The sequence below is a fragment of the Arcanobacterium buesumense genome, from assembly GCF_012563545.1.
GTDB lineage: Bacteria > Actinomycetota > Actinomycetes > Actinomycetales > Actinomycetaceae > Arcanobacterium > Arcanobacterium buesumense.
Map to the genome: position 1 here is coordinate 1641861 of NZ_CP050804.1, position 20035 is coordinate 1661895.

The 20035-nt window shown below is 48.8% G+C and carries 17 protein-coding genes; 9 read left to right on the forward strand and 8 right to left on the reverse strand.

Annotation, left to right across the window (positions count from 1 at the left end; genetic code table 11):
* Window positions 1–38 precede the first annotated feature (38 nt).
* The 4 genes from HC352_RS07590 to HC352_RS07605 are packed head-to-tail and all read left to right on the forward strand — an operon-like array spanning window position 39 to window position 6895.
* On the forward strand, window positions 39–1595 hold the full coding sequence (locus tag HC352_RS07590; protein ID WP_168918304.1) for a type I restriction-modification system subunit M: 1557 nt from the start codon (window positions 39–41) through the stop codon (window positions 1593–1595).
* A complete protein-coding gene (locus HC352_RS07595; RefSeq protein ID WP_168918305.1) occupies window positions 1592–2608 on the forward strand; it encodes a virulence RhuM family protein in 1017 nt (338 codons plus the stop codon). Before HC352_RS07590 ends, HC352_RS07595 begins: the two co-directional genes overlap by 4 nt.
* Window positions 2595–3824, forward strand: a complete 1230-nt coding sequence (locus HC352_RS07600) for a restriction endonuclease subunit S (protein WP_168918306.1) — start codon at window positions 2595–2597, stop codon at window positions 3822–3824. The genes HC352_RS07595 and HC352_RS07600 overlap by 14 nt, the downstream gene beginning before the upstream one ends.
* A gap of 2 nt (window positions 3825–3826) precedes the next feature.
* Window positions 3827–6895, forward strand: coding sequence for a type I restriction endonuclease subunit R (locus HC352_RS07605; protein WP_168918307.1), 3069 nt, complete (start codon window positions 3827–3829; stop codon window positions 6893–6895).
* Window positions 6896–7539: 644 nt separating this feature from the next.
* Here the strand turns inward: HC352_RS07605 and HC352_RS07610 are convergent.
* The 6 genes from HC352_RS07610 to ychF form a co-directional block, all read right to left on the reverse strand.
* Window positions 7540–7674 (reverse strand): methionine/alanine import family NSS transporter small subunit, encoded by a 135-nt coding sequence (locus HC352_RS07610; RefSeq protein ID WP_168918308.1) that lies wholly within the window; start codon window positions 7672–7674, stop codon window positions 7540–7542.
* On the reverse strand, window positions 7671–9278 hold the full coding sequence (locus tag HC352_RS07615) for a sodium-dependent transporter (RefSeq protein ID WP_168918309.1): 1608 nt from the start codon (window positions 9276–9278) through the stop codon (window positions 7671–7673). Before HC352_RS07615 ends, HC352_RS07610 begins: the two co-directional genes overlap by 4 nt.
* 255 nt (window positions 9279–9533) lie before the next feature.
* The gene (locus HC352_RS07620) at window positions 9534–10430 is read right to left on the reverse strand and encodes a DUF4300 family protein (RefSeq protein WP_168918310.1); all 897 of its coding nucleotides are present in this window, start codon (window positions 10428–10430) and stop codon (window positions 9534–9536) included.
* 8 nt (window positions 10431–10438) lie between these two features.
* Window positions 10439–11248, reverse strand: a complete 810-nt coding sequence (locus HC352_RS07625; RefSeq protein WP_168918311.1) for a CPBP family intramembrane glutamic endopeptidase — start codon at window positions 11246–11248, stop codon at window positions 10439–10441.
* A 90-nt stretch (window positions 11249–11338) separates the two neighbouring features.
* Window positions 11339–11833, reverse strand: coding sequence for a GNAT family N-acetyltransferase (locus HC352_RS07630; RefSeq protein WP_168918312.1), 495 nt, complete (start codon window positions 11831–11833; stop codon window positions 11339–11341).
* A gap of 202 nt (window positions 11834–12035) precedes the next feature.
* A complete protein-coding gene (gene ychF, locus HC352_RS07635; protein WP_168918649.1) occupies window positions 12036–13115 on the reverse strand; it encodes a redox-regulated ATPase YchF in 1080 nt (359 codons plus the stop codon).
* A 135-nt stretch (window positions 13116–13250) separates the two neighbouring features.
* Here ychF and HC352_RS07640 point away from each other — a divergent pair, with 135 nt between their 5' ends.
* The gene (locus tag HC352_RS07640) at window positions 13251–14477 is read left to right on the forward strand and encodes a DNA recombination protein RmuC (RefSeq protein WP_168918313.1); all 1227 of its coding nucleotides are present in this window, start codon (window positions 13251–13253) and stop codon (window positions 14475–14477) included.
* A 16-nt stretch (window positions 14478–14493) separates the two neighbouring features.
* Here the strand turns inward: HC352_RS07640 and HC352_RS07645 are convergent, their stop codons facing one another.
* Complete coding sequence (locus HC352_RS07645; protein WP_168918650.1) at window positions 14494–15552, reverse strand: 4-hydroxy-3-methylbut-2-enyl diphosphate reductase; 1059 nt, start codon at window positions 15550–15552, stop codon at window positions 14494–14496.
* Window positions 15553–15791: 239 nt separating this feature from the next.
* Between HC352_RS07645 and xseA the strand changes: the two genes are divergently transcribed.
* From xseA to HC352_RS07660, 3 genes are read left to right on the forward strand one after another with little or no spacing between them, the layout of a single operon-like run.
* Window positions 15792–17051: an exodeoxyribonuclease VII large subunit gene (gene xseA, locus HC352_RS07650; protein WP_168918314.1), complete on the forward strand. Its 1260-nt coding sequence runs from the start codon at window positions 15792–15794 to the stop codon at window positions 17049–17051.
* Window positions 17048–17305, forward strand: coding sequence for an exodeoxyribonuclease VII small subunit (locus HC352_RS07655; RefSeq protein ID WP_168918315.1), 258 nt, complete (start codon window positions 17048–17050; stop codon window positions 17303–17305). Before xseA ends, HC352_RS07655 begins: the two co-directional genes overlap by 4 nt.
* A 1-nt stretch (window position 17306) precedes the next feature.
* The gene (locus tag HC352_RS07660) at window positions 17307–18254 is read left to right on the forward strand and encodes a carbohydrate kinase family protein (protein WP_168918316.1); all 948 of its coding nucleotides are present in this window, start codon (window positions 17307–17309) and stop codon (window positions 18252–18254) included.
* 88 nt (window positions 18255–18342) lie between these two features.
* Here the strand turns inward: HC352_RS07660 and HC352_RS07665 are convergent, their stop codons facing one another.
* The gene (locus tag HC352_RS07665; protein WP_168918317.1) at window positions 18343–19104 is read right to left on the reverse strand and encodes an isoprenyl transferase; all 762 of its coding nucleotides are present in this window, start codon (window positions 19102–19104) and stop codon (window positions 18343–18345) included.
* 157 nt (window positions 19105–19261) lie between these two features.
* Here HC352_RS07665 and trhA point away from each other — a divergent pair, with 157 nt between their 5' ends.
* Window positions 19262–19924 carry a PAQR family membrane homeostasis protein TrhA gene (gene trhA / locus HC352_RS07670; protein ID WP_168918318.1) on the forward strand — a complete coding sequence of 221 codons (663 nt, stop codon included), beginning with the start codon at window positions 19262–19264 and terminating at the stop codon, window positions 19922–19924.
* The last annotated feature ends 111 nt before the right edge of the window (window positions 19925–20035 follow it).

Sequence of the window (20035 nt, forward strand, 5' to 3'; positions counted from 1 at the left end):
CCCTGCTCTCCCACTCATTTCTATGTAAAAATATACTCATGGCTAATTCTTCATTAACAACTGCTGAACGCTCCGAGCTGCATAAGACTATTTGGCGTATTGCCAACGATTTGCGCGGTAGTGTTGACGGGTGGGATTTCAAATCTTACGTGTTGGGTCTTTTGTTTTATCGTTTCATTTCAGAAAACCTCACGAATTATTTGAATTCGATGGAGGAGGATCCTGATTTTGATTACACTTCGCTTCCGGACGAGGAAGCTGAGTTCGGCCGACAAGAAACAGTGAATGATAAGGGCTTTTTCATTCTTCCCAGTCAGCTTTTTGTCAACGTTAAAAAGCATGCAGCCCAGAACGAGAATTTGAATGAAACTCTTGATTCGATTTTCAAGAGCATTGAAGGGTCTGCGATTGGTTCGTCTGCGGAAGACGATGTGAAGGGTTTATTCGCGGATATTGACGTTAATTCTGCGAAGCTTGGCCAAACAGTTATTGCTCGTAATGAAAAGCTCGTAAAACTACTCAACGCTATTGGTGATCTTCCACTGGGAAGTGCCGATACGCACGCGATTGATGCTTTTGGGGATGCATACGAGTATCTGATGACGATGTATGCGTCGTCTGCTGGTAAGTCTGGGGGTGAGTTTTTCACTCCACCTGAGGTCTCCGAGTTGCTTGCAAAATTGGCGGTTGTTGGTAAGACGTCGGTGAATAAGGCTTACGATCCGGCTTGCGGTTCTGGTTCTTTGCTTCTCAAGCTAAGCAAGGTTTTGGGTAAGGAAAATGTGCGTGGTGGTTATTTCGGCCAGGAAATTAACCTCACTACCTATAACTTGTGCCGTATTAACATGTTTTTGCATGACATCAATTATTCAGAGTTCAGCATTGCGCATGGAGATACCCTCATTCATCCCCAACATTGGGATGATGAACCGTTTGAAGTGATTGTTTCTAACCCACCGTATTCGACAAAGTGGGTTGGTTCTGACGATGCGGCATTGATTAATGATGAACGCTTTGCTCCTGCGGGTGTTCTGGCCCCGAAGTCAAAAGCTGATCTTGCGTTCACGATGCATATTTTGAATTGGTTGGCTGTGGATGGCACTGCAGCTATCGTTCAGTTCCCTGGTGTCCTCTACCGTGGCGGTGCAGAAGCGAAGATTCGCCAATACTTGGTGGAGCATAATTTTGTGGATTCAATTATTCAGCTTCCACCAGATTTATTTTTTGGAACCACCATTCAAACGTGCATCATGACGTTGAAGAAGTCGAAGACTGATAACAATGTTGCGTTCATCGATGCTTCTGATTTGTTTGCTCGTTCCGGAAATAAGAACCAGTTGCGCGCCAGCGATCAGGAACAGATCCTGCAGTTCTATACGAATCGTGAATCAGTAGATCACCGAGTGGCGGTGGTTGATAATCGAACGATTGCTGAGAATGATTACAACTTGTCTGTTTCTAGCTATGTGGAGCCGGAAGACACCACCGAAGTAATTGATATCGTTGAGCTCAATGCGCGTATCGAACAGATCGTCGCCCGACAAACCGAGTTACGTACGCAAATCGATGAGATCGTGCGAGGTTTAGAACAATGACTAATCTTCCCGAACTTCCTGCTGGCGAGTTGCTCTTTTATTCTGATGACGACGGCGATATTCAACTTCACGTCTATCTTGAAAACGAATCAGTTTGGCTCACCCAGGGTCAGATGGCTGAACTATTTCAACGCGATAAGTCTGTGATTTCTCGGCATATTAGAAACATTTTTACCGAGGGAGAGCTAGACGAACAGTCAGTTGTTGCAAATTTTGCAACAACTGCTGCAGATGGAAAATCATACACTGTCACCTATTACAATCTGGACGTTATTATTTCGGTGGGTTACCGCGTCAAGTCCTTAGCGGGAACAAAGTTCCGGCAGTGGGCAACCGGCAGGATTCGTGAATATATCGTGAAGGGATTCACGATGGATGATAAGAGGCTTGCTGATGGCCCCGATAAGTATTGGCGAGAGCTACTGGAGCGAATTCGCGACATTCGTTCCAGCGAACGACGCCTATACCAACAAGTACTGGATCTCTATGCCACGAGTGTAGATTACGACCCCAATACACCAGAAAGTCGTGAATTTTTCGCAACAATTCAGAATAAACTTCACTATGCCGCGCATGGACATACAGCCGCAGAAATAATTTACAGTCGGGCAGATGCTTCGCAACCATACATGGGCCTTACAATAGTTGCCCATGACAATCCGCGCAGTAGTGATGTTGTTGTGGCGAAAAACTATTTGTCTGAGGAAGAAATCTCTCGATTGAACTTAATCGTGTCTGCCTATTTTGATGCTGCAGAGCTACGAGCAAAACTGCATCAAGTCACCCGAATGGCTGACTGGTTAACTCATCTAACTAATATGCTGCAAGCCATGGAAGCTCCTATTCTTTCAAACGCTGGGAAAATCTCGAAAAAGCAAGCAGACAATCATGCTCTCGCGGAGCTGAAAAAATATAAATCAAGAACTGCATCCCAAGTAACAGATGTGGATCGTGACTATCTTTCTTATATCAAGGATGCACAAAAGCGGGTGACAAAGAATGAACATCAATGAACTATTAGCGCGGCTTTCTCCAACCGACATCCCTTTGCGAGTACTAGGTGAGGTGGCGGAGTTTTCGCGCGGAAATGGCCCCCAAAAAAAAGACCTGCAAACAACCGGAAACCCTTGTATACATTACGGCCAGATTTATACTCATTACCGTCATTCTACAAAGAAAACTATTTCATACGTATCCCAGTCCGTTTATGAAAAATCGAAGAAAGCCCAGACTGGTGATGTAATTATCGCTGATACGAGTGAGAATAACGAAGATCTAGGAAAAGCTGTTGCATGGCTAGGGTCTACCCCTATTGCAGTGAGTAACCATACCCTGATTGCGAAGACGAACTTAGTCCCGGAATATTTAGCATATTTTCTTGCATCTTCGAGTTTCGATCATCAAAAACGTCGTTTCATTACGGGGACAAAAGTTAGAACAATCTCCGCCAAATCTCTTTCTAAAATTATAATTCCTGTCCCTCCGCTTGACATACAGCGTGAAATTGTGAAAATTCTGGACATGTTCACGAACCTGGAAGCGGAGCTGGAAGCGGAGCTGGAAGCTCGGAAAAAACAATACCAGTTCTATCGCGATTCCTTGCTGACATTCCCACCTGAGGGGGGGCGAACGAGGTGGACGACCTTGGGTGAAATCGGCACCTTCTCTCGGGGAATTCCTATACAGAAGAAAGATTTCGTTGCCTCTGGAATACCAGCGGTGCACTACGGTGAAATCTATACTCACTATGGGCTATCTACCACAAGAACACGCTCGCATATTCATTCCATTCCTATCGCTCCATCAAAACTGGCTAACTATGGAAACCTGATCATTGCAACTACCAGTGAAAATAGCCATGACCTAGCTAAATCACTTACGTGGCTAGGAGTTGAAAAACTTGCAGTCAGCAATGATGCACTAATATTTCGCCATGAATTGTTCCCAAACTATGTCTCGCACTTTTTTGCAAGTTGCCATTTCCACGGGCAGAAAAATCGACTCATAACCGGAACGAAAATTAAGCGTATTTCTGCAAAATCTTTATCGCAAATCCGTATTCCCATACCATCTCTCGAAGAACAAAAGCGTATCGCTGACATTCTCGATAAATTCGATGCTCTTGTAAACGATATTTCGTCAGGTTTACCAGCCGAAATTCAAGCTCGCCGCCAACAGTACGAATACTATCGCGACGCCCTCCTATCATTCCCAACACCAGAAGAATAAACATGACCGAGCCAAGTTCTGCATACCGCTACTCCCCTGTTGTTGTTCGTGACGACGCCACCGTCGTCGCCAAATACGAACCCGAACAAAAACGCTCCGACCAATATCAAACCGAAGCGCAGCTCGAAGAAGCATTCATTGCCCAGCTACAACGGCAAGCCTACGAACGCCTATCGATCACAAGCGAAGCAGAACTCATCGCCAACCTACGAACCCAACTCGAACTCCTCAACGACATCACCTTCAGCGACACCGAATGGCAACAATTCTTCACCCAATCCATCGCCAACAAAAACGAAGGAATCGTTGAGAAAACACAAAAACTCCAAGCAGACGGACACATCCAACCCCTCATCCGTGACGACGGCAGTGTCAAAAACATTCTGCTCATCAACAAAAAACATATCCACGCCAACCGCGTCCAAGTCCTCAACCAATACGAAGCAACCGGCACATACGACAACCGTTACGACGTAACAATTCTGGTCAACGGCCTCCCGCTCGTACACGTCGAACTCAAACGCCGAGGCGTAAACCTACGCGAAGCATTCAACCAAATTAACCGCTACCAACGAGACTCATTCTGGGCAGGCAGCGGACTATACGAGTACATTCAGATCTTCGTCATTTCCAACGGCACCCGAACCAAATATTATTCAAACACCACCCGTGCCGGCGTAATCAACGAAAACAAAGACAAAAAGAACTCAAAGAAAACATCGAACTCGTACGCCTTCACAATCTGGTGGGCCGACGCCGAAAACAACGTCATCGACGACCTCATGGACTTCGCCAAAACCTTCTTCGCAAAACACAGCCTGCTCAACATTCTGACCAAATACTGCGTATTCAACACCGAGCAAACACTGCTCGTCATGCGCCCATACCAGATCGTCGCCACCGAACGAATCCTCAACCGCGTCCTCACATCCACCAACAGTAAAACCTGGGGAACTACCCAGGCCGGTGGCTACATTTGGCACACCACAGGCTCAGGAAAAACCCTCACCAGTTTCAAAACTGCTCAACTAGCCACCAAGCTAGAAGGAATAGATAAAGTACTCTTCGTCGTCGACCGGAAAGATCTCGACTTCCAAACCATCCGTGAATACAACCGCTTCCAAAAAGACGCAGTATCTGGAAATGCTTCCACTGCAGCATTAAAGGCACAACTCGAAAATCCAGATACTAAAATCGTTGTCACCACAATCCAAAAACTCTCCATCTTCGTCAAAAACAACGCCCAACATGACGTGTACGGCAAACACGTCGTCATCATTTTCGACGAATGCCACCGCTCCCAATTCGGAGACATGCACAAAGCAATCCGTAAATCATTCAAGCGCTACCACCTCTTCGGATTCACCGGCACCCCCATCTTCGCCGTGAACTCCCCAAGCACGTCAAAAACCAACCTACGCACAACAGAACAAGTATTCGGCGACAAGCTACACACCTACACCATCGTTGACGCAATCAACGACAAAAACGTGCTGCCCTTCCGGATTGACTATATCAACACCATTAAAGCCAAAGACATTAATTCTACAGTCGACGTTGCCGGCATAGAAACCGAGACAGCACTACTCAATATCGACCGCATTCGCACAATCACTGACTACATCCTCGATCACTTCGCACATAAAACCAAACGCAATACGAGTTACTCAAGGAACGGCACCCGAATACGCGGATTCAACTCCATCCTCACCTGCAGCTCTATCGACGCTGCAAAAATGTATTACAACGCCTTCCAACTCGCCCAAGCCGAACGAGCAGCACAAAATCCAGGCTACGATCCACTAAAAATCGCGATCATTTACAGCTACGCACCAAACGAAGAAGACCCAGACGAACAAACCACCGGCCTGCCACGCGAAGAATCACTCGACGCCGACAAGCTCGACGCCTCATCACGAGAATTCCTCGACGACGCCATCTCCGACTACAACGACATGTTCGGATCCTCGTTCTCCACATACGGTAATAGTTTCGAAAACTATTACAAAGACGTCTCGAAGAACCTCAAAGAACAAAAACTCGACATGCTCATCGTCGTCGACATGTTCCTCACCGGATTCGACGCCCCCACCCTCAACACACTATGGGTGGACAAAAACCTGCGCTCACACGGATTAATCCAAGCATTCTCGCGCACCAACCGTATCCTCAACTCCGTCAAAGCATACGGAAATATCGTCTGCTTCCGAAACCTTGAAGAAGAAACCGATGCTGCACTCGAACTCTTCGGCAACAAAAAAGCCGGCGGAATCGTACTACTCAAGAGCTTCAACGAATACTACGCAAGCTACCAGGAAAAGATCGCCGAACTACACAAAAATTTCCCGCTAGATAAGCAAATCCTTGGCGAGAAAAAACAAAAAGAATTCGTCGGACTATGGGGTTCCCTGCTCAGACTCGTCAACATATTGTCATCCTTCGACGAATTCAACGACGTCGAACGGCTAGACCCACGCTCCGAACAAGACTATCAATCTATCTACCTCGAGCTATACGAAGATTTCCGACGGAAAGCCAAGGCAGACAAAGAATCAATCGCCGACGACGTCGTCTTCGAAATCGAACTCGCTAAACAAGTCGAAGTCAACGTCGACTACATTCTGCGACGCGTCAGCGAAGCCCTCGAACGCAACGGCGGCGCACTCGACAAAGAAATACGAGCAGACATCACCCGCTCCATCAACGCCTCGCCTACCCTACACAACAAGCGTGATCTCATCGAAGCCTTCCTCGCCCACATAAACGTAGCCGAACTCGGCAGTAATGGACGTGTAGACGAAGAATGGAGCAAGTTCATACGCGAACGGTTCGTCGAAGAACTCAACGCGGTAATAGAAACCGAAAAACTCAAGCCCGCACTAACCACCGATCTCGTCACCAACGTGATGAAAGATGGCGCTGACATTCCAGCCGACGGCACTGCCATCTCCAACATCATGCCGCCGATCTCACGGTTCCGAAAAGACAACCAACGCGGCCTCAAACGTGAACGCGTAGTCTCCCAACTCCAAGCATTCATTGAGCGATTCCGCGGGCTGGGAGGGGAATAGGCCGAGCTCTAGTGATGGCGAAAAAGATAGGTTAAGAATAACCAACGGTCATGGGCTCAGCAGACTCTGCCAACTTTGATACCGTACTTCGTCAGCGACTATACCTGTAAACAACATGACCGGTTCTGGCGCTCTCTACGGAAAGTCCAGGGCCGGCTCTTGCTCATACATGCGCCAATGTTTCAGTAGTTTCACGTCTGGCAACCTGCTCTAGAATTGTCCACAAAGCAAATTACCTACCACAATAATTAAAATTTTGTTTGTAGCTACTCCATTCATATTTCTCTTACGAGCTAAATCTGGCGTATACAAAGTAAACACAGAGCAATAACCAGTTCATACACACAAATCGTTATGGTTCTATCTTTGCTCTTATCTCCATAAATTCTCAAAAATGATTCCACTACGGTTCTTTACACAACCGGCACTTACCAAATCAATATACTCAGCTTCCAGTGCTATCACTGAATAAACGCCAGTCCCCCTCACCTACTGCCCACCAAAACAATCCGAGCCGCCCTTGCGCAACCTGATCATGTATGTCATACCTTAACTTCACTACACGTTTCCACAAGTCAGCACCATAAGAAAATCCTGGGGTGATGAAGCAAAAGCTCAATCGCCCCAGGATTTGTACGATTGCCTTAGTCGTTTTCGATTGTGCCAATCTTTCCAGAAGATTCATCTGGATGGGTAGCCATCAAATATGCTCCGATTGCTAAACCACCACCAACGATTCCTAAATAGACCACCATCATAATGATTGCTGAAACGCTCATGCCCGGTCTCCTTCCATCAACTCGTCCTTGTACTCTTCTTGCGCGTAAACACTAGCCGGATTCGGTTGCCCATACGGCCGTTCAACATCGAAATCGTATTCAGCCGGAGCCTCCAGCTTCGTATCTTTCGACCACGGCAACTTACTCATCACAAGCGCCGAAACCCAGATCAAGCCAGCCAATCCCCAGCCATAAACCAGCAACTGAATACTTGAATAGTCGCCATACGGATGAGTGAGCAATTCACGAGTATCACCAATCATCGTCACTGCAAGTACCATCGGAGTCAACACCCCAACGGTACCGATCCACCAACCCCGCGTCGGAATCGTAGAAATCGCATCCAAGTGGCGAGAAAGAACCGGGAACATACGCATTCCCCAACCGACCACCAGCAAAGTAACCAACGCAATCAACGCGATACCGAAAACGTTAACGAATCGATCCATGATATCTAAGGTTGCCAAGCCCGTAACCGAGGAGAATAACGTCACCGAGATAACCGCAGCAGAACCGCCAACAATCATCACCGACTTACGACGGCTCCAGCCAAACTTATCCATACCAGAAGAAATAGGAACTTCAATCACTGAGAACATCGAAGTGAAACCAGCTAAGAACAACGAACCAAAGAACAAAACACCAAAGACTGGGCCACCGGGCATCAACGAGATGATCTTCGGGAACGCAATAAACGCCATTCCGATACCAGAGGAAACCACGTCACCAACTTCTTGACCAGAATTCATTGCCATATAGCCCAACACTGAGAACACACCAATACCGGCAAGCACCTCAAAAGATGAGTTAGCAAAAGCAACCGTCCACGCCGTCGTCGTCACATCTGTACGACGCTTCAAATACGATGCCTGGGTAAGCATAATTCCAAACCCAACCGCGATCGAATAGAAGATCTGACCATAGCCAGCCATCCATACGGACGGTTTCAACAAAGCCGACCAATCTGGGCTAAAGAACGTGTCTAAACCGGCTGCTGCCCCTGGCAAGAACAATGCCCGCACCGTGATGGCTAAGAACAAAACAACCAAAAGTGGCACGGCGATCCTCGAAACCTTACCAACACCATGCTCAACACCTTGTGCCATCACAAATAACAGCACCAGCCACACCAGCGATAAAACAATCGTCAAATGCGGTAAATATCCGCCACCGAATACTTGAGTGTTATCAACTTGCAAGAAGTCGTTAATGAAGAACGCCTCCGGGTCATCACCCCACGCCAAGGTCATGGAATAGTAAGCGTAGAACGCAGCCCACGCCAAAATCGCCATATAGTACACGCCAATAAAATACGTTACTGCGGTCTGCACCCAGCCGAGCACTTCAGCCCGCCGGGACACCCGCCGGAATGCCAACGGTGGCGCGCCACGGAACCGATGCCCGATTGCATAATCAAAGAACAACATAGCAATGCCGCCCGTAACCAGTGCAACGACGTAAGGAATCAGGAACGCCCCACCACCATTTTCATACGCAATATAGGGAAAGCGCCATATATTTCCCAAGCCAATGGCCGAGCCAATCGCCGCAGCTAAAAACACTGTGCGCGACGACCAGATTTCTCTTCCTGTTGTTGTAGACATAAAAATACCTTTTCGGTAGTAATGGATTAATTCATCGAATGTCGATATGAAAAAACCCCGGCCTGTCTGTTCGGTTCCGGGGTGGGGTGCGCAGGACTGCGGATGGCGGCTTCTCTAGCCTGCACACCCGCTCATAATCTCTAAACTCTTACGCAACATGGTTTTTACAGTATCATTACCATTTCCATACGGTCAAGTTGAGTGTTTCATACCACTTGGTTAGAACACTCAACCTAATGTCATCACCTAATGTCATCACAACACCTGATCGTTTTCCATAATCACCGGCTGGCCATACTCCACATCCGGCCCATCGTCATACATTGACCGAAGATACGTCACCAACTGCTCACGCGATTCAAACCAGCTCGCCCGATACGGTTGATCGAAGGCCAGCTTCTCCACAAACAACAGCTTTCCTGGTTCATTTTCCACCAGCAAACCCACATGCCCAATAAACATCGCCGAGTTCTCTGGATCGATATTGTCATGCATAAACACCGACACCATCGATGCCTTACCCGACGCAAACACAATCTGGTGATCTACGAAATATGACGCAATATCCTTCGCATGCTGCGCCGAATCCTTCGCCGCCACGGTAGACACGCGCCCATACAAGGCCATAAACGCATCCCTCTCGCCGGCAGTAAACATCGCCGGTGGAGTATCGATAGATTCTGCATCAAAGAACAGTTGCGAATCATCAGCGCCGGCAGTCTTGCCGATACTCACCAATTCCCGCCCCAGCGTAAACGTGGTAATCCGGCAATTCGTTAACGGTGCGGCCTTTTCTTGGGCAGCTTGCATAATCCCAAGTTCGTCCATGTTCTCCGTTGTGCTCAGTGGTACGAAACCTTCTGAGATTAACGACGACGTCGGCACGTTCCCGTTAAACCGTTGTACTTGGCGCGCGAAATCATCAAGTTCTTCCTGATTAATCCCCGCCTGACGCAGTTGCGCAAAAACTTCCTCGCGAGTCACTTCATCTACCAGATTACTGGTACGAACCGATGCCAACGCCAGATCACTATCCGCCTTAACCTCACTCTGACGTTGATCCGCTGGAGCAGATTCAGGGGCAGACTCCCCAGCTACTGAACAGCCCGCAAAAACAATACTAACCGCCGCTAGTACCGGCCATAAACGCATAAAACTTCTCATTTCTTCAGTTTACCCAATCGCGGCCAACCATAGCGTTTAACAAGAATCACAAAGGCAACCAAACCAAACACACATTGCGGAATCAAGATAACCAGCACAGTTACAAGGTTAGGGACTGCGTCGTCGTCGACATTAATAACGACGACGGGCGCAATATTTACTGCCCAATGCAACCCTGCTGCAAGCAACCCCCGCTGCCACCACGAACCAGCAACCATCATCTCCAAAACCAACGAGAGCGCTACGCAGGTGAGCGCAAAAACAATAAAACCTAGCGGATCCAACAGTTGATCGCCATGCCATGCTGCCCAAATAACACCCACCAGGCTGGCACCCAAAATCGCCCCAAAGCGTTTCACAAACAACGGCTGCAAGAATCCGCGCCAGCCAATCTCTTCAACCACTGCGCCTAAAAACTGCACCGTTAAAAAGCCAACTAGATGCCAATCGGTGAACAGGGCACGATACGAACCTGCCTGTAACATTTCCGCCAGCACCCAGGTAGCAAATACATACCCGAGGCACGCCACAACAACTATTCGCGAGCGCCGGCGAAACTCCCCCACGCTCGTAGGCGCTACCGGTAAAAACGGTGTTAGCCAGCTGCGATACAACAGCCAGGTAGTAGCCAAACCTAGCGTGGGACCCAACTGCGGAAAAGCAATGTAATCAAGACTCACGTCCAGCCATAATTGGAAGGCAATCAGCCACAGCGAATGAAACAACATCGCAGCGAAGAACACGAGGATCGGCCGCCAGGGCAACATCGGCCCTGATGACGGTTGCCCCAAACTCACATCATTCACTGCCAACTCCTTTAGCCACTGCCTCCTGGAAAATCTACACAGCAAACTTTACTCGGAAAATACGGCAGGGATTTTTCAATATCAGGAGATCTAATACCTAAGAGTAGTAACTCCCGAATCGGACACCATATTTTCTAGCACTCCGGCGCAAGAATAGATCGTTTTTCGGGAACCAATATTGGTTTGTGCGTATGTAACTGGCACCGGGGCAATTCCTAAATTATTTACATATCTAACGGCCTGGCGTAAAATCTCGGTCGCATATCCGCGACGCCGATACTCTGGGCGCACCCCGTATCCGATATGGCCACCGTACTGAAGTAGATAGTCATTAAGCTTATGACGGATGCTCACTCGCCCAACAAGGGTTTCCCCAGCAAAAGCACCTAAAAATGTTGCGGGGACTCGGTTTTGAGGAAGATTCACTCCAGCATGTTCATCGGCAATCCGAGCTAGAAACTGAGCCCACGTCTCATCATCGTGCTTCAGTAAGAAATCAAAACCGCTGCCAGCGAACTCTGCGTTTGCTTCAAGCGCCTGAATTTCATCATCAGGACCAAGCGGGCGTAAAAATAAGGCAGACATCGGATGGTTCTTTCTGTGGCGTTGGCAAAAGCGGGCAATAGTGCAAACCTCGACGTATATGGACGCAGTTTGCGCTATTGCCAAGATTGCCTACCGGCTAGCTTCCTATAAATCCAATGGTTACTAATTTTGTGGCTTGTTTCTATACAAAGACTGCGGGAGCCATCGGCTCCCGCAGTCTATCTAAGATCTAGATCAGCCGTCACACGTTAAACATGAACTCCACAACGTCACCGTCATTCATTACGTATTCTTTGCCTTCCATACGAACCTTGCCGTGGGCCTTAGCTTCTTGCATCGAGCCGTATTCTACAAGGTCCTCAAAGGAAATAACTTGTGCCTTAATGAATCCGCGTTCGAAATCGGTGTGGATCACACCGGCTGCTTGTGGCGCGGTCCAGCCCTTGTGGATCGTCCATGCACGGGCTTCTTTCGGTCCGGCAGTCAGGTAGGTTTGCAGTCCCAGGGTGTCAAAACCGACGCGTGCGAGCTTGTCCAAACCGGCTTCATCTTGGCCAGTGGATTCGAGCATTTCGCGGGCTTCTTCTTCATCGAGCTCAATAAGTTCGGCTTCGAACTTGGCGTCGAGGAAGATCGCTTCGGCTGGTGCAACCAAATCGCGCAACTGCTGTTGCATATCAGTATCAGCCAATCCCTCATCGTCGGTGTTGAAGACGTAAATAAATGGCTTGTTAGTCATCAAATGGAAAGTCTTCAAAATTTCAGGGTCGAGGTCTCCACCAGCCGCGTAAAGCGTCTTGCCATCTTCGAGAATCTTCAGGGCAGCTTGGGCAGTCTCAACAACTTCCTTGGCGACCTTGCGATTGGTCAATTCCTTCTGCAACCGCGGCAGCTGCTTTTCCAGGGTCTGAATATCTGCTAGCACGAGCTCGGTGGTGATGGTGTCAATATCGGATGCGGGATCAACGCGACCATCGACGTGGGTGACGTCTGGATCTGCGAACGCACGGGTTACTTGGCAAATAGCATCAGCTTCGCGAATGTTTGCCAAGAACTGGTTTCCTAAGCCTTCACCTTCGGATGCGCCACGCACAATTCCTGCAATATCAACGAATGATACGGTTGCTGGGAGGATCTTTTGCGATCCGAAAATTTCCGCTAGCTGGTTTAGCCGCGGATCTGGAAGGGGCACGATACCCACGTTTGGTTCGATGGTTGCGAACGGATAGTTCGCTGCCAGCACGTTTGCACGGGTAAGTGCGTTGAACAAAGTTGACTTGCCGACGTTGGGCAGTCCTGCAATTCCAATAGTTAAAGCCACGTTTTCTATGTTAGTCCACGTACGAGTTTGCGTCACTTTTGTTGACTGTGGGCTTTGTTTGATTTTCGACGACGGCGATTGAGCAACACCAGGTGTTCCCCAAAGTATGTGGGAGGCAGCTTTTAGAATGTAGGCATGACTATCAATCTTGGTTTATTTGTGTTTTTCATGCTTCTGGCAGTTGGGTGTGGGGGCGTTATTGGATGGTTTGTTGCAACAAATCACGAACGTAACGGACTAGATTCCGTGCGTGCGGAACTTACTCGTGAACGCGAAAACGCCTTACTTATTCGTGGCCATGCCGAACAATTAGAACAGCAAAATGCGCATCTTCAAGAGCGCTTGGCTCAGCAGCACTCTACTGTTGAAGCTCTGGCTCCTATTGCACAACAGCTCAGTTCGGTTGATTCTTATGTGCGAGCTTTGGAAAATAAAACCGTTCAACACTTTTCCACACTCGCTACTCAGCTTCAAGCTGATGCGAAGATTTCAGCTCAGCTTTCTCAGACTGCCGAATCCCTCAATACAGCATTGCGAAACTCGTCCGTGCGCGGTTCATGGGGTGAAGTACAACTGCGGAGAATCATTGAAGTTGCCGGGATGCTAGAACGCGTTGATTTTGATGAACAACGCACAAATTCGCAGTTCTCCGAATCTGGCCAGGGCACGGGGCGCCCGGATGTCACTGTTCATCTTCCTAATGGCGCACATATTGCTATTGATGCAAAAGTTCCGATGGCCTCATATATTGCTGCTCACGATATCTCGGAAACAAATATTGGTGCTGCCAGTGAACGTAAAGAATTACTTCAAGCACACGCGAAAGCAGTTAAACAACATGTCAATGCTCTAAAGAAACGTAACTATCCAGCTGATTTTCCGCAATCTCCGCAAATAACTATTATGTTTTTACCTTCCGAAGCACTACTGTCTGAAGCTTTGGCGAGCGATCCACAACTTCTTGATTACGCATTGGCTGATGGAATTATTTTGACTTCGCCCGCCTCTTTACTGGCATTACTGCGCTCAGTTGCCGCGATTTGGCGTTCTGCTCAAGCCAGTGAACAGGCTCGCGATATTGTCAATGCTGGCAGAGAGTTAGTTGATCGCCTTGCTGTGTTCGTTCGCCATATAACGAAGCTAGGTTCACATCTATCTTCTTCTGTCACCTCATACAACAAAGCAATGGCTTCGCTTGAGTCACGCGTATTAGTAACCTATCGATCATTCGATGCCCTGGGCGAAAACCTCAGTGATTTAGAAACCCATAGCAGCATTATTGATCCAGAAAAAGCTAATGTTCGCAAACTATCAGCGCCCGAATTAACTTCGGCTATTTCTGACGAAAATACTGATGAATGAAAACATCAGCCCTAGTTTATTCGGAAGCTAATCGCCCTGTGCTACGTGCTGTCGATCGCTTCGCAGAATTCTTTTCTCGCACTTTGTGTGGTCGATCAACTTCTGCCCCGGTGGCTTTTAGATCACCACGCAAGTTCTTCGGCAACGAAAAATGAACATCTTCTTGAACTGTGAACACTGGCTCTACCGAAGTAAATCCCCATGTTTTTAGTTGTTCAACCACGTCTCGTACCAGAATTTCTGGCACCGATGCTCCTGAGGTCACGCCGATGGTTCGGGCATCTACCAGCCAGTCACGATCTAATTCGTCTGCTTTATCAACCCGATACGCCGAACCCGCACCAGCTTCCAACGCCACCTCAACCAAACGCACGGAATTTGACGAGTTCGCCGAACCCACCACAATGACCACGTCACAATCAGGAGCCATCTTTTTCACTGAACCTTGGCGATTTTGCGTAGCGTAACAAATATCGTCACTTGGCGGATTCATCAGGTTCGGGAAACGCTCACGTAACAACTCCACCGTCTTCATTGTCTCATCAACCGAGAGAGTCGTTTGTGAAATCCACACAACCCGATCCGGGTCACGCACCTGGACATGAGCTACGTCTTCTGGACCATTCACAACTTGAATATGGTCAGGTGCCTCGCCTTGAGTACCCTCAACTTCTTCATGGCCAACATGCCCAATCAACAAAATGTCATAGTCCTGATCAGCAAACCGAACAGCTTGCTTGTGAACCTTCGTCACCAAAGGACACGTGGCATCAATGGTTTCTAACATACGCACCCGAGCCGCCTCATGAACCTCAGGAGAAACCCCATGCGCAGAAAAAACAACTCGTGCGCCTACTGGAACATCATCAGTATCGTGCACAAAAATAGCGCCACGCTTCGTCAACGTCTCAACAACAAACTTGTTATGAACAATTTCTTTACGCACATAAACTGGCGGGCCATAAAGCTCCAACGCCTTTTCCACGGTATCTACAGCACGATCTACGCCAGCACAATACCCACGCGGAGTCGCCAGCAAAATACGCTTACCCTCCGAATTGGGTTCAGACGGTATATCAGCTGGAAAAGCCGAAGCTCCAGCAAGCGAAACAGTATGCGTACTAACTACATTATCTTGAGATACCACGCATCAAGACTAACAGCTCCCCGGAAGCAATGCTCGCCACGCTATGCGCATCCGTTCACATCCCACTGGGACTTTCGCCCAAAATTTCACCAGCCACACAACGTAAACTAAATAGAAGCTTCATTACGTAAGAATCTTACCGCCGCATGATGAGAGTAGGTCGTGATATGGCAGCAAACAAAGGCGTTGCTGTGCCGGCTAACCTGCCACAGATGGCGCGCGAAACATCCCCTGATCACCCTTGGCCATTACGTTTACTGAACGCAAAAATAGCCGAATATATCGCTAAAATGTCTCGGCTATGGGTAGAAGGTGAAATCATCACACTCACCCGCCGCCCGGGTGCTAAAGTCCAGTTTTTCTCCCTAGCTGACCTCGAAGAAAAATCTTCTATCACCTGCAAGATATTTAGCCATGCCCTACCAGAAGGAATCGAATCCGGATCACGAGTCATCGTCTGGGCTAAACCAGATTTTTGGACAGGAAACGGTTCCCTCGCCCTGCATGTCGATGAGATTCGTGCCGTTGGCCTCGGCGATATCCTCGCCCGCATCGAAGCTCTGAAAAACAAACTGGCAGCCGAAGGCCTCTTTGCCGCCAACCGTAAAAAACCACTCCCTTTCTTGCCGCACTCCATCGGCCTGATAGTCGGGCGCAATACCAAAGCCCGCCACGACGTTGAGGTCAATGCCCGGGCACGGTGGGCAAGCGCAAAATTTGAGGTATGCGAAGTCGTCGTCCAAGGCCCAACTGCAGTCAACGAAATAATCTCCGCCCTCGAAGAACTCGATACTCTCCCGCACGTTGATGTCATCGTCATAGCGCGTGGCGGCGGCTCCGTCGAAGATCTCCTCCCCTTCTCTGACGAACGATTATTACGCGCAGTAGCCAAAGCAAACACACCCATCGTCTCGGCAATCGGACACGAAACCGATAACCCCCTCCTTGACTTCGTCGCTGACTTACGCGGCTCAACCCCCACTGATGCGGCACGAAAAATTGTTCCTGACGTCGTCGAAGAACAAACCAACATACGCGAAGCACTACGTCGAGGACGCATCGCCATCGATACTCTGCTCACTCAGGCACACACTGACCTAGAAACCCAACGTTCCCGGCCCGCACTCACCCAACCGCAAACACTCATCGATATGCGCGAAAAAGACCTTCATCAATTGCGCCAATGGTTGATAAACAACACTGACCGCATACTAACCAAACATAGTGCGCTCATTGACACCCATCTAGCGCGCCTGCGCACACTCTCTCCACTTTCAACACTACAACGCGGATACGCCGTACTACGTACCGAATCCGGCGTCCTAACCTCAACTACCAACGTCACCATTGGCGATACGATCCATGCTCAACTTATTGACGGGACAATAAGTGCCACAATCACTGCGTCAGAAAGGACTGACCGATGACTTCACGTGATCCACGAGAGCTCGATGCACAAGTAAGCGAGTACACCTATGAACAAGCACGAACCCAACTTGTTGATATTGTGGCTCGCCTCGAACAAGGCAACATCCCCTTAGAAGAAGCCTTGGAACTATGGGAACTCGGTGAAGCCCTTGCCCGTCGTTGCCAAACGTGGCTCAATGGTGCCCGCGAGCGCCTCGCCCAAGCACAAGAGCACACTCGTGAAACACTAGCTGACGAAACAAGCGAGAAATAACATGTCATTCGTAGTGATTGGCGAATCGCTCATCGACGACGTAGAGCGCGAGCATACCCGCACCACACACCCTGGTGGCTCGCCACTCAATGTTGCCGTCGGACTAGCCAGACTCGACCGTGAGGTCACTCTCGTCACCCGCATTGGTGACGACGACGCCGGCACGCTTATTAGCGATTTTCTGCATGAATCAGGTGTGAATCTCTACCCTGGCTCGGTTGACTCTCACCCAACGTCCACGGCATACGCCCAACTCGATCAGCACGGCAATGCCACCTATACGTTTGATCTGCTATCAAACTATCCACCGCCTGCGATGGATCTCATTGAGAGTGCGCCACGATTAGTTCACATTGGCTCCATTGGAGCGCACCTAGAACCTGGAGCAACTGTGTTGCGCTCATGGCTGGAATCGTTCAACGGCCACTGCACAGTGTCATACGATCCAAATGTTCGTATGTCCTTGATGGGGCCACATGAAAAACTCATTGCTGAAGTTGATGAGCTCATGCCTTTTGTCGACGTCGTTAAAGCCTCACTTGACGATATGAATGCCATGCTCGGACCAACAACGCTTGAAGAAAGCGCCCAGTATTTCTTGGAACGTGGTGCACAACTCGTTGTTATCACCCGGAGAGCTGAAGGGCTTAATCTTATTACTCCAGAGGCTGATATCCATGTTCCGGCAAGCAAAGTACCGGTAGTCGATACCGTAGGTGCTGGCGATTCACTCATGGCAGCACTCATTGATGGCCTTGCTCGCATGAGCGTATTAGGCGATGAAGATGGCGAAGCGCTACGTTCGATCTCCCGGCAAGGCCTAGCCTCACTTGGGTCTTATGCGGCTGCAGCTGCCGGGATCACCGTGGGGCATCCCGGATCACATTTGCCAACTCGTGAAGAACTAGCTAAATCGACTGACTTATACTCCCCCGATAGCGGTTTCTAAAAGCATGCGCTTATATGCGCGTTTGCGCGCGCGGTTATGCACTCGCTTATGTGCGTTTGCGACTTTGCCTTTTATCAATGCAACGTTTTTATTTGCCTTTACGACGTTCCCGAAGCGAGAAATCACGTAAGGCTCGCAAGAAATCAATCCGGCGAAAATCTGGCCAATACGTTTCACAGAAATATAGCTCAGTATGAACCGTTTGCCACAACATAAAACCACTCATGCGCTGTTCGCCTGAGGTGCGGATAATAAGATCCGGATCTGGCTGTCCTTTAGTGTAAATATGATCGGTAATCGCATCAACAGTGATTGATTGAGCAACGTCTTCTAGTGTTGCTCCGCAGGCGGCCTGCTCACGTAAATAATCTTGGACAGCCTGGGTGATTTCTTGCCGGCCACCATATCCGACTGCCACATTAACAATCATGCCAGTGTGGTTGACCGTTTTTTGTGCCGCATTTTGCAAAGCGTGCGCTGCTTCTTCCGGAAGTAAATCAAGGTCCCCTAAAACTCGGATTTGCCATGCTGGATTCTTAGCAAGTTCCTCAACTGCGCCGACAATAATTGCTAGCAGTTCGCGGATCTCTTTTGCCGAACGTTGCAAATTATCAGTGCTCAGCATCCATAGCGTGACGATGGAAACGCCTGCTTCTTGAGCCCATCCCATAACTTCGCTGATGTGGTCTGCTCCGCGCCGATGCCCGTGGGCTGCAGAGGTGCCTAGCGCCTTTGCCCATCGTCGATTTCCATCTAGAATAATGCCCACATGATGAGGAATTTGGATGCGCTTAATTTCTCGCGATAGGCGCCGTTCGTAGATACGGTACAAAAATTCTGTTGCGATCATACGTCCGCCACCTCCTTTTCACTGTAGGCAAGTCTTTTCTTACTTCATAGTATCCCGCCTGCAATGGTGATGCACGGTCATTGAGTCAAGTTATTTTAGACGCTGATATGCCACTAGATGCCTGAAGGGTATAGCCTACTTATGAGAGGGGGCGTCTATGTGCTCAAACCATGAGATCGCTGTAAACGATGAACTTAAGCCACGCCTACGTGGCTGGATTCATGCTATAACTGCACCTTTAGCCCTAGCGAACGGTATTTTGCTTGCTATTTTTTCACCCGATATCGGAGCGATGATTGCATGTCTGGTCTTTATGCTGGCATCGTTTTTCTTATTCACAAACTCCGGTATCTACCATATTGGTACGTGGAGCCCCAAAGCAGATGCAGTTTTACGACGCATTGACCACTCCAATATCTTCTTCCTTATCGCGGGAACTTATACCCCGCTATCGGTTATGTTGCTCAGTCCGCGAAAACAACTCACCGTTTTACTCATCGTGTGGGGCAGTGCGTTCTTTGGCGCACTATCACGGATTTTTTGGCTCAATGCCCCGCGTTTCCTATATGTACCGCTCTATATTGCGTTAGGGTGGATTGCCGTATGGTACCTACCTGATTTTTGGGCTAATGGGTCACCAGCCATTGTTTGGCTCGTCTTAGCTGGCGGCATTTCCTACACTGTTGGGGCTGTCTTTTACACTTTCAAATGGCCAAATCCTTGGCCGCGTATGTGGGGATTCCACGAGTTCTTCCACCTGGGAACATTGGGGGGATTCGCCTGTCATTCAGTAGCGGTGTGGCTGGCTATTTTCAGTTAGAATTTGGTGAATAATCGGCGAAAACTCGCGCTACATTTCTCAGCTACTGGCGAATCTCGACCACACTAATTGTTCTCACCCGCGTAAAGTGGTACGCTCTCGCTCAGATAG